Here is a 10,918-nt window from a genome sequence, read left to right as displayed (position 1 = left end):
GATCCCCTCCAGGGCGTGGGGGGTCTTCGCCGCGGGGGGCGCCGCCGCCCGCGCCCGGTGAGCCGCCGCGGGGCCGCTTCCGGGGGCCGGGCCGCGCCGCGGCGGGCCCCGGGGGGCGCCGCCGTCCGGCGGCGCCCCCGGGGCCGTCCGGTCAGTCCGCGTAGGACACCTGGGTCTGGGCGTTCAGCTCCTCCAGCCTGACCTTCTTCGCCGGGTCGGTCAGCGGGTCATCGACACGGAGCACGTCCAGGCCCCGGGTCATGTCGCTGGAGTAGATGTGGCCGTTGTAGTAGTAGGCCGACCACGAGCCGCCCGCCCGGCCGTCTTCGAGGGGGCCGCGCTCGAAGAAGCCGATCTCCTTCGGACGCGCCGCGTCGGTGAAGTCCCAGATCGACACCCCGCCCTGGTACCACGACTGGACCATGACGTCCCGGCCGGGGACCGGCAGCAGCGACCCGTTGTGCGCGACGCAGTTCTCCCCGGGCCGCTGCTCGCGGGGGATCTTGAAGTAGGAGCGCAGCCGGAGGGTCCGGCCGCCGACGACGTCGTACACCGCGCTCGCCCCGCGGTTCGCCGGGGTGCCGGCGTCGCAGGTGGCGACGGTGCCGCCGCCCAACTCGTCGCCGAAGACCACCTTCCGGGCGTCGCCGGAGAAGGTGGCCGAGTGCCACAGCGCGAAGTGCTTCTCGTCGCGCACCCGCTGGAGCACCTTGGGACGGACGCGGTCGGAGATGTCCAGCAGGAATCCGTCGCCGAAGCAGGCAGCCGCCGCCAGGTCCTTCTCCGGGTAGACCGTGATGTCGTGGCAGCCCGCGGGGTGATCGACGTCCTCGGTGCCGGAGATCCGGGGCCGCGCGACCACCCTGGCCGCCGCCGGCTTCCCGACCGGGACCTTCACCACCGAGAACCTGTCGTGCGGCGCGGGACAGGTCCGGGAGTCCGGCTCGGGGCCGGGGGAGGAGACGTAGAGGTACACGGTCCGCGGGTCGTCGCCGGGCACGAGGGTGTGGGTGTGGGAGCCGCAGTCGGTGCGGACCGCCGAGACGAAGACGGGACGGGTCCTGTCGGTGATGTCGAAGATCCGGATGCCCTCCCACCCCTCGGAGAGCCGGGCCGCGCCCCGGTCGGTGTCGCACCGCGACCCGCGACGGGGGGAGTCGACCGACAGGAACAGCAGGTTCCCGTGCACCGACACGTCGTTCTGCGCGCCGGGGCACAGCACCCGGCTGAGCACCGCGGGCTTCCCGGGGTCCGTGATGTCGTACACGGTGAAGCCGTCGTAGTTGCCGACGAACGCGTGGTTCCCCTCGAAGGCCAGGTCGGTCCCCCAGGAGTCGGGGCCGTCGAACGGCGCCGCGGGCGGGACGTTGGCCACGTGGGTGACGTTGGGGCTGTGCGAGACGTCCTCGGACGCCGGTCCGCCGGTCCGCGCCGACGGAGCGGCCCGGGATCCCCCGGTGTCCGCGGTCCCCGTGCGCCCCGCGGGATCGGGGCCGGCGGCGCATCCCGCGGCGAGCAGCAGGGTGATCAGGACTGGCACCACGGTCGATCGCACGGGGTTCCCATCACGTCGGCGGCCTTTGCCCCATTATGGAAGCCGCTCGCCGTACGTGGGGACGGGAATCGGAGGCGCTCGCCGTACGCGGGACCCGGGTCGGAGGCGCTCGCCGTACACGAAGACCGGGATCGAGAGCGCTCGCCGTACGCGGGACCCGGGTCGAAACCGTGCGCCGTACGCGGGGACCCGGATCCACGCCGTGTTCCGTACACGGGCCCGGGCGCGCCCGCCGTCGTCGCGGCGGGCGCGGGGTTGCGCCGGATGAGGAGGCTCAGGAGCTCCAGAGCATGTTGCTGAGCTCTGCGTCGAGGTCCATGAAGTCGGTCTCCCGTCCGGCCGGCACGAGTTCGTAGGTGCGGTGCAGGAACTCCGTCAGCGGAGCCAGCGGCACCTCGAACAGGGCCTGCCCGAACGGGGACGTGAGGCTGATGTGCAGGGTGCGCTCGCCGTCGGCGCGCGCGGGCCACACCTGGACGTCGCCGTCGCCGACGCGCCGTACGATGCCCACGGTCAGCAACTCGCGGGCGAAGATCCACTCGACCGGTTCGTCGTTTCCCACATGGAATGCCATTCTGATCGCGTACGGGTCATCGGCCGTGTAGCTGAGACCGGCGAGCAGGGGGACGGTGGTACGGTCGGGGACCACAAGCCGAAGGCCAAGCTCGGCGGAGACGGTGGAGCTGTTCATCGTCAGCCAAACCTTTTTCGTCGTAGGTCCCCTCTGCGGGGCTTTCACTGCTCTGGCGGACTGTGTCCCGAGCTATGACGCGGAACAAAGAAACCTGTAGGAAAGATTCCGCCTCCAGGCCCTTCTGTAACACACATCACAGCGCGACATTTGGGCCTCTACCTGGCTAAACATCTCCAACAGGGCCATATTTACAAGGGTTTTGCGTATCGTTTTGGTCACCGTCGACTCCCCGGGCAGGGCGTCTCGGGCATAGGGGGTCAGCCTGGGCTGGTTCAGTGCTTGTTCGGACTAGGTCGATGCTATGACACCGTAGCCCTCCGGTGGACGCATCCTCCGATCTTTGGGCCGTCATCGTGTCGCCCTCGCGGGCGTCCGGCGGCCCGGGGCGCGCTTCGCCAGAACGCCGGGAGTGCTGTATGGTTTTCCACGTCGGCACCGCAAGGCGCCGGACAGGGCGGGCGATTAGCTCAGCGGGAGAGCGCTTCGTTCACACCGAAGAGGTCACTGGTTCGATCCCAGTATCGCCCACCGCATCAGAGGCCATCCGTGATCACACGGATGGCCTCTTCTGGTCTCACGGGCCACCGTGGCCCCCGGGCGGGGACGGATCGCCCCCGCCCCCGCCCCTCCGCCCGTTGTTCCCGGGGCGGGGATCACCGGCCGGCGCGGGACGTCCTCCGGCCCCGGCCGGCTCGTGGAAGACGGTCGTTCACAGCCGGCCCCGCGCCTCCCGGATCTGGCGCAGTACGCCGCGGGCGCCCTCGGTCTCGGCGATCGAGCCGGCCTCGTCGAGCAGTCCCAGAGCCTCGTCGCGGCGGCCTTCCGCGGCGTTGACGTAGGCCAGTCCGACCAGGTTGGCGGCGACGCCGGAAAGGAACCCGATCTCGCGGCGGAGCCGGGTCGACTCCTCCAGGCGTTCCCGCGCCGCCTTCGGGCGGCCCGCCATCTGATCCGCGATGCCCAGGTGCCGGAGGGCGTAGGACGCGGTCAGAGCGTCATCGGCGCGCACCGCTTCCCGGTGCGACCGCTCCAGCAGGGGGACCGCCGCGGCGTCGTCGTCCCGTACGACCTGATGGAAGCACCCCATCCAGAACAGGGCCTCCGCCTCGCCGCGTACGTCTCCGAGGTCCCGGTAGAGGTCGGCGGCGCGCTCGAACAGCCTCAGCTCCTGAGGATCCTCGCGTCCGTCGCCGAGGAACCGCGCGTGCGCGACACGGCCCCGGGCGAGGGCGAGGTCCGCCTCCACCGCGTCCAGTTCCCGATCGGCCGCCGCCACGGCATCGGTGTCGTCCCCGAAGACCGCTCGCTCGTACAGCGTCCTGGCCCGCTCGATCCGGCCGTCCGTACTCATCGCGCCCCCACCGTTTCCGTCTGGTTCGCCGAACCCTAGAAGACCGGGACGGTGCACGCGTCCGAACGCCGTCTCCCGGCATGCCCGGGGCAGGACGATATCCGGCAGGGGCGGCCGTTGCGAGCCGCGCCGGGTCGCGGAGGACGAGACCCGCACGGTGATCGTGCCGCTGCATGGAACCCTGGCCGTCGGCACGCTCGCCTCCATCGTGCGGCAGGCGGGTCTCGCTCCCGGGCGTCTGCGCGATCCGCTCTGATCACCGTCGCGCGGTCTTCCGCCGATGACGCTCGCCGGTCGGGCCCGGGTGAAATTTTCACCGGTCCGGGCCGTCCGGGTGTCGCCGTCGTCTCGTGAAGAGCCAGGCCGGAGGGGCGGAGGGCGGGGGTGGCCGGTACGGGGCGGGCGGGGTTTGTTGACGCGTCCCGGCCCTTCGGATGTACTCCGCGACACCGCCGCGTTTCCCGCGGTGGTCGTATGGCCCGGGAGGTCGTCACTTGTTAGCGCTAACAAGCGATAGCGGCACCGCCGCCTCCTTCGCGGGCCGCGACCCCGCCCGTGACGCGAAGCGCCGCGGAATCCCGCCCGGGGCCGGCTGGGAGACCGTCCCGGGCGCGCCGGCCGTGGGGAGCCCGGGTGGGACTCCCCACGGCCACCGCGCGCGCCGGAGCCTGACGTGCCGTCCCCGCCGTGGCCGCCGGGCCTGCCCACCTGGGCGGATCCCGCCTGCCGGACGCCGGACGCGCGCGCCGGGACGTGGGCGGGCCCGTCCACGTCCGGGGCACGCCGGCGGACCGGCGACGGACGCGCCGCGACCCGATCACCTCAAGATCAATCCGATTTCTCCAGATCGATGTCCGACGAAGGGACAGCCATGCTCGAAAACACCGTTCCCGGCCCCGGCCGCCGACGGACCCCAGGCGGCTTCGGCCGGTTGACCGCCGTCACCGCCGCCGGTGTGCTGGGAGCCGGCCTCATGCTGGCGCTGCCGACCTCGGCGTCCGGCGCGGCCACCACGCTGGGCGCGGCGGCCGCGCAGAGCGGCCGCTTCTTCGGCGCCGCGGTGGCGGGTGGGAAGCTCGGCGACTCCACCTACGTGAGCATCCTGAACCGGGAGTTCAACTCGGTGGTCGCCGAGAACGAGATGAAGTGGGACGCGACCGAGCCCAACCAGAACCAGTTCAACTACAGCGGCGGCGACCGGCTCGTCAACCACGCGATGGGCCAGGGGATGAAGGTCCGGGGCCACACCCTACTGTGGCACAACCAGCAGCCCCGCTGGGCGCAGAACCTGTCGGGCTCGGCGCTGCGCAACGCCGCGATCAACCACGTCACCCAGGTCGCCACCCACTTCCGCGGCAAGATCAACTCGTGGGACGTGGTGAACGAGGCGTTCGCCGACGGCGGCTCCGGCGGCCGGCGCGACTCCAACCTGCAGCGCACCGGCAACGACTGGATCGAGGCCGCGTTCCGGGCGGCGCGGGCCGCCGACCCGGGGGCCAAGCTCTGCTACAACGACTACAACACCGACGGGATCAACGCCAAGAGCACCGGCATCTACAACATGGTGCGCGACTTCAAGGCCCGCGGCGTGCCGATCGACTGCGTGGGCTTCCAGTCCCACCTGGGCACCACGATACCGGGCGACTACCAGGCCAACCTGCAGCGCTTCGCCGACCTCGGGGTGGACGTGCAGATCACCGAGCTGGACGTGGCCCAGGGCTCCAACCAGGCCAACGTGTACGCCGCGGTGACGCGCGCCTGCCTGGCGGTCTCCCGGTGCACCGGCATCACGGTGTGGGGCATCCGCGACAGCGACTCCTGGCGCACGGGGGAGAACCCCCTGCTGTTCGACGCGAGCGGTAACAAGAAGCCCGCCTACACCTCCGTGCTCAACGCCCTCAACAACGCCGGCTCGACGGCGACCCCCACCGCCACCCCCACCGTGACGCCCACGTCGACGCCGACCTCGACGCCGACCACCGGCACCGGCGCGTGCCGGGTGAGCTACACGATGAACTCCTGGGGTAACGGTTTCACCGCCGGCATCAGCATCACCAACACCGGTTCGTCGACGCTCAACGGCTGGTCGCTGGAGTTCACCCTGCCCTCCGGCCAGACCATCACCTCGGGCTGGAACGCCACCTACTCGCCCTCCAGCGGCCGGGTGACCGCGCGCAACGTCGACTACAACGGCACGCTCGCCCCCGGGGCGACGACCGACATCGGCTTCCAGGCCGGCCACACCGGCAACACCTCGAAGCCGGACTCCTTCACCCTCAACGGCGCCTCCTGCACCGTCGCCTGACCCTCCGTCCGGCGGCGACCGACGCCACACCGGCCGGGCCGTCTCAGGGGGCGGCCCGGCCGGAAGATCGATCGGAGGTTTCACCCCCCTACCCACGGGTAAGGCCGCTGACCTGGTCTTACATACTCCGTGGAGGAATTCGCCGGATGGATGCGAGCAAGCCCGCCAAGGCGGTCAAAGACGTGGTGAAGAACGCCGCCGAGAAGGTGGCCGACGCTCTGACCCCGGATGTCCCCGGTTCGCCGGGGAGTGCCCCGCCGACCGTCGAGGAGCCGACCACGCCGCGCGACCCGCTGCCGCCGAAGAGGGAGCAGGGCGCTCCGGCGACCGTCACGCCGACCGGGGCGGAGACCGGCGTGCCCGCCACCGCCAAGGGCCAGCAGGGCGCCTACCTCACCACCGCGCAGGGGGCGCGGCTGCGCGACACCGACCACTCGCTGAAGGCGGGAGAGCGCGGCCCGACCCTGCTGCAGGACCACCACCTGCGCGAGAAGATCACGCACTTCGACCACGAGCGCATCCCCGAGCGTGTCGTCCACGCCCGGGGCGCCGGCGCCCACGGCGTGTTCGAGGCCTACGGCACCGCCGAGGCGGTGACCAGGGCCGGGTTCCTCAAGAAGGGGCGGAAGACCGACGTCTTCGTGCGGTTCTCCACCGTCCTCGGCTCGCGCGGCTCGGCCGACACGGTCCGCGACACCCGCGGCTTCGCGACGAAGTTCTACACCGACGAGGGCACCTTCGACCTCGTCGCCAACAACATCCCGGTCTTCTTCATCCAGGACGGCATCAAGTTCCCCGACGTCATCCACGCCGGCAAGCCGCACCCCGACCGGGAGATCCCGCAGGCGCAGAGCGCGCACGACACGTTCTGGGACTTCGTCTCCCTGCACACCGAGGCGCAGCACCACACGATGTGGAACATGTCCGACCGCGGGATCCCGCGCTCCTTCCGGATGATGGAGGGCTTCGGCGTCCACACCTTCCGGCTGGTCGACGACGCCGGGGAGACGGTGCTGGTCAAGTTCCACTGGAAGCCCAAGCTCGGCGTGCACTCCCTGACCTGGGAGGAGGCGCAGATGCTCGGCGGCATGGACCCCGACTTCCACCGCCGCGACCTCTACGACGCGATCGAGGCCGGCGCCCATCCCGAGTGGGAGCTCGGCATCCAGGTGTTCCCCGACACCCCCGACGAGACCTTCGAGGGCATCGACCTGCTCGACCCGACCAAGATCGTGCCCGAGGAGCTCGCGCCGGTGCAGCCGATCGGGAAGATGACGCTCAACCGGACGCCCACGAACTTCTTCGCCGAGGTCGAGCAGGTCGCCTTCCACGTCGGCCACCTGCCGCCGGGCATCGACGTCACCAACGACCCGCTGCTGCAGACGCGGCTGTTCTCCTACCTCGACACGCAGATCACGCGGCTGGGCGGCCCGAACTTCGCGCAGATCCCGGTCAACCGCCCCCACTGCCCGGTCAACGACATGCTGCGGGACGGCTTCCACCAGCACGCCGTACACGCCGGGGTCGCGCCGTACCGGCCGAACTCCCTCGACGGCGGCAACCCGTTCGTCGCCGGTGACGCCGAGAACGCGTTCGTCGACGCGCCGGTCGAGGTCGCCCGGGCGCGCAAGGTCCGCGCCAACCCCGTGTCCTTCGACGACCACTACAGCCAGACGCGCCTGTTCTGGCGGAGCATGTCTCCGGTGGAGAAGGAGCACATCATCCGCGCCTACACCTTCGAGCTGGGCAAGTGCTACGAGCAGGCGATCAAGGAGCGCCAGCTCCAGTGCCTGGCGAACATCGACCCGGTCCTCTGCCAGGAGGTCGCCACCGGGCTGGGACTGCCCGCGCCGGAGCCGGCGCTGCCGCTCGTCGACACGGCGCCCAGCCCCGCGCTCTCGCAGGTGGGCGGTGAGTGGCCGGCCGACGGCCGCATCGTCGGCGTCGTCGTCGACGATGACGCCGACCTCGACGGTGTGCGCGAGCTGCGTGCGGCCGTGTTCGCCGCCGGCATGGTGCCGCTGCTGATCGCCCCGCACGGCGGCATGGTGGGGGACCTGCCCGTGCAGCGGACCTTCGCCACCGCGCGGTCGATCGAGTTCGACGCGCTGCTGCTGGCCGCCGCGCCGGCGCCCGCGCCCGACGCCGTGCCCGCACGCGACGCCAAGGCGGGCGCCGCCGATTCCGCCGTGGTGGACCCGCGCGTGACGCTCCTGATCGACGAGTGCTGGCGGCACGCCAAGGCGATCGGCGCCTGGGGCACCGGCGTGGCCGTGCTGGAGCGCGCCGGGATCATCGGCGCGCCGGGCGTCGTCCGAGGCGACTCCGCCACGGAGGTCCTCGCCGGCGTGCGCGGGCTGATGGCCGCCCACCGCGTCTGGGAACGGTTCCCCGCCTCGGTCTCCTGAGGCCCCGGCGTCCGGCGGCGCCGAGGTGAGGTCCCGGCATCCGGGATGCCGACGTGAGGTTCCGGCGTCCGGCGGTGCCGACGTGAGGTCCCGGGCCCGGCGGCGTCGACGCCGCCTGGCCGGATCCCCGTGAGCGATCTGCTCGCCCGCGGGGATCCGGCCAGGGGGCGTCCCGGTCGTGCGGGCGGGACGCGGCGGTCCGGGCCCGGCGACGGATCCCTCCGTACGGCGCCGCGGACCCCGCGGTTCACAATGACCTGACTGAAACCTTGACGTAACACGCGGGCACGTTTCATAGTGGGCCGGTCGGCCTAATACGCATCGAAACTACGGAGGACTTGCCACCCGCATTTATGTTAACGCTAACAAAATAAACGTCTTTCCCTTTTCTGTCACGATTCCGCAGGTCAGCGGGCATCTTGCCATGCGATTGATCACGTGGCGATCACCCATGTCTTTCGGTCGGTGAATCATGCCCGAAACCCCCGGAATCCATGGCACACCCCCTGGAAGGCAGATGTTCATGATGTCCGTCCGATCCCGGTCACGGCACTTCAAAAAGGCATTGCTGTCCGCGGGCGCGACCATCGCGCTCGCCGCCGGTCTGCTGTCCGGCGTCTCCGCTCCGTCGCAGGCCGCGACATCGCAGCCGTGTGACATCTATGCCGCGGGCGGCACGCCCTGCGTGGCGGCGCACAGCACGACCCGCGCGCTGTACGGCGCCTACAACGGGCCGCTGTACCAGGTGCGCCGCTCCTCCGACAACGCCACCCGCGACATCGGCGTGCTGAGTGCGGGCGGAGTCGCCGACGCCGCCGCGCAGGACTCCTTCTGCGCCGCCGCCACCTGCCTGATCACGGTCATCTACGACCAGTCGGGACGCAACAACCGCCTCACCCAGGCCCCTCCCGGCGGGTTCTCCGGACCGGCTCCGGGCGGATACGACAACCTGGCGGACGCGACGCTGGCGCCGATCATGGTCGGCGGGCACAAGGCGTACGGCGTCTACGTGGCTCCGGGCACCGGGTACCGCAACAACGCCACCAACGGCGTCGCCAGGGGCGACCAGCCCGAGGGCATGTACGCCATCTTCGACGGCACCCACTACAACGGCGGCTGCTGCTTCGACTACGGCAACGCCGAGACCAACAGCCGCGACAACGGCAACGGCACCATGGAGGCCATCTACTTCGGCAACAACAAGGTCTGGGGCTACGGCGCCGGCAACGGCCCCTGGATCATGGCCGACCTGGAGAACGGCCTGTTCTCCGGCGTCAACCAGAAGTACAACGCGGGCGACCCCAGCATCAGCCACCGGTTCCTGACCGCCGTCGTCAAGGGCGAGCCCAACCACTGGGCCATCCGGGGCGGCAACGCCCAGTCCGGCGGCCTTTCGACCTTCTACAACGGGGTGCGGCCCAACGTGCCGGGCTACAACCCGATGAAGAAGGAGGGCGCCATCATCCTCGGCATCGGCGGCGACAACAGCATCGGCGCCCGAGGCACCTTCTACGAGGGCGTGATGACCTCCGGCTACCCGTCGGACGCCACCGAGAACGCGGTGCAGGCCAACATCGTCGCCGCCGGGTACGCGACGGGCGGCGGTACGGGCGGGACGCTCACCCCCGGCTCGTCGGTATCGCTGCGTGCGACGACGGCCTGCTGCACCGGCCGCTACATCCGGCACCAGAACGACAACGCCGTCACCTCGGTGATCACCTCGTCCAGCTCCGCCACCGACAAGAACGACGCCACCTGGATCGTGCGCGCCGGCCTGGCCGGCGGCTCGTGCGTGTCGTTCGAGTCGAGGAACTACCCCGGCAGCTTCCTTCGGCACTACAACTACCGGCTGTACCGGCAGGCGAACGACGGCAGCTCGCTGTTCGCCGCCGACGCGACGTTCTGCCCGCAGTCGGGGAAGAACGGCCAGGGCGTCTCACTGGCCTCGTACAACTATCCGGACCGGTTCGTCCGCCACTACTACGACACCGTCTACATCGCCGCCAACGGCGGCTCGAACGCCTTCGACAGCCCCACCTCGTGGAGTGACGACGTGAGCTGGATCGTCGCCCCTCCGTGGGCGTAGCCGCCGGCGAACAGAGCGGAGCCGTCCCCATCCGATGGGGACGGCTCCCGTCGTCCTCGCCCCTCCGCTGCTCATCCGGGTGGGACCGCGGCCCGGAAGCGGATGGGCGGGGTCAGCTCGTGCAGGACGCCTTGGCCGAGACGTAGACGCGGACGGCGCCTCCGTTGGCGGCCGTCACCGTGAGCCTGTCACGGCTGAAGGCGTCGGAGTCGGTGTCCAGGCTCGTCGTGACCGACACCCCGGCGCCGGCGGTGACGCTGATCGTGTCGGTCAGCATCGTGGGCGCGTACGAGGGGCACATGACGAGGAACGATCTGGTGGCGCCGGGCTCGACCCAGACCGCGTTGCCCGCGGAGCCGGTCTGCGCGGAGGCCGGGGTCGCGACGGCCGCCCCGCCCGCCACGACGGCGGCCGCCAGCACGACTCCGGTCACGAGGTTCTTGATCATGGTGATGTCCTTTCGCATGGGTTTCGCTGGGTTCTCCGGTCCCTTCCGGGACCGCCTCATCAGGGGAGGTG

The 10,918-nt window shown here is 71.0% G+C and carries 7 protein-coding genes and 1 tRNA gene; 4 read left to right on the top strand and 4 right to left on the bottom strand.

The features are described 5' to 3' along the window. Positions 1–151: 151 nt before the first annotated feature. Both ACFYSC_RS34410 and ACFYSC_RS34405 read right to left on the bottom strand, forming a co-directional pair. Positions 152–1,540 carry an LVIVD repeat-containing protein gene (locus tag ACFYSC_RS34410; RefSeq protein WP_389969875.1) on the bottom strand — a complete coding sequence of 463 codons (1,389 nt, stop codon included), beginning with the start codon at positions 1,538–1,540 and terminating at the stop codon, positions 152–154. Positions 1,541–1,829: 289 nt separating this feature from the next. Continuing rightward, on the bottom strand, positions 1,830–2,246 hold the full coding sequence (locus ACFYSC_RS34405) for an SsgA family sporulation/cell division regulator (RefSeq protein ID WP_089210725.1): 417 nt from the start codon (positions 2,244–2,246) through the stop codon (positions 1,830–1,832). 459 nt (positions 2,247–2,705) lie between these two features. On the opposite strand from ACFYSC_RS34405, the gene ACFYSC_RS34400 reads away from it, so the two are divergent. Continuing rightward, positions 2,706–2,777, top strand: a tRNA-Val gene (locus ACFYSC_RS34400). Positions 2,778–2,958: 181 nt separating this feature from the next. On the opposite strand, the gene ACFYSC_RS34395 is transcribed toward ACFYSC_RS34400, so the two are convergent. Then, positions 2,959–3,600: a hypothetical protein gene (locus ACFYSC_RS34395; protein WP_389969873.1), complete on the bottom strand. Its 642-nt coding sequence runs from the start codon at positions 3,598–3,600 to the stop codon at positions 2,959–2,961. An 871-nt stretch (positions 3,601–4,471) separates the two neighbouring features. On the opposite strand from ACFYSC_RS34395, the gene ACFYSC_RS34390 reads away from it, so the two are divergent. The 3 genes from ACFYSC_RS34390 (at position 4,472) to ACFYSC_RS34380 (ending at position 10,399) form a co-directional block, all read left to right on the top strand. Beyond that, positions 4,472–5,905, top strand: a complete 1,434-nt coding sequence (locus tag ACFYSC_RS34390) for an endo-1,4-beta-xylanase (protein WP_389969871.1) — start codon at positions 4,472–4,474, stop codon at positions 5,903–5,905. 146 nt (positions 5,906–6,051) lie between these two features. Then, positions 6,052–8,313: a catalase gene (locus ACFYSC_RS34385; protein ID WP_389969869.1), complete on the top strand. Its 2,262-nt coding sequence runs from the start codon at positions 6,052–6,054 to the stop codon at positions 8,311–8,313. 523 nt (positions 8,314–8,836) lie between these two features. Further along, entirely contained in the window at positions 8,837–10,399 is a 1,563-nt protein-coding gene (locus ACFYSC_RS34380; protein WP_389969867.1) for an alpha-L-arabinofuranosidase B, read from the top strand. 112 nt (positions 10,400–10,511) lie between these two features. Here the strand turns inward: ACFYSC_RS34380 and ACFYSC_RS34375 are convergent, their stop codons facing one another. Then, complete coding sequence (locus ACFYSC_RS34375; RefSeq protein ID WP_389969866.1) at positions 10,512–10,847, bottom strand: hypothetical protein; 336 nt, start codon at positions 10,845–10,847, stop codon at positions 10,512–10,514. Positions 10,848–10,918 lie beyond the last annotated feature (71 nt).

It is taken from the genome of Streptosporangium sp. NPDC004379, from assembly GCF_042873875.1.
In the GTDB taxonomy this organism is placed as follows: Bacteria; Actinomycetota; Actinomycetes; order Streptosporangiales; family Streptosporangiaceae; genus Streptosporangium.
The sequence above is the reverse complement of the archived record's forward strand: the minus strand, read 5'-3'. Positions and strand labels throughout refer to the sequence as shown.

Bases quoted from the DNA above. Each gene is read 5' to 3' on its own strand.
- ACFYSC_RS34385 (WP_389969869.1), top strand. From the start codon at position 6,052: ATGGATGCGAGCAAGCCCGCCAAGGCGGTCAAAGACGTGGTGAAGAAC.
- ACFYSC_RS34395 (WP_389969873.1), bottom strand. From the start codon at position 3,600: ATGAGTACGGACGGCCGGATCGAGCGGGCCAGGACGCTGTACGAGCGA.
- ACFYSC_RS34380 (WP_389969867.1), top strand. From the start codon at position 8,837: ATGATGTCCGTCCGATCCCGGTCACGGCACTTCAAAAAGGCATTGCTG.
- ACFYSC_RS34405 (WP_089210725.1), bottom strand. From the start codon at position 2,246: ATGAACAGCTCCACCGTCTCCGCCGAGCTTGGCCTTCGGCTTGTGGTC.
- ACFYSC_RS34375 (WP_389969866.1), bottom strand. From the start codon at position 10,847: ATGATCAAGAACCTCGTGACCGGAGTCGTGCTGGCGGCCGCCGTCGTG.
- ACFYSC_RS34390 (WP_389969871.1), top strand. From the start codon at position 4,472: ATGCTCGAAAACACCGTTCCCGGCCCCGGCCGCCGACGGACCCCAGGC.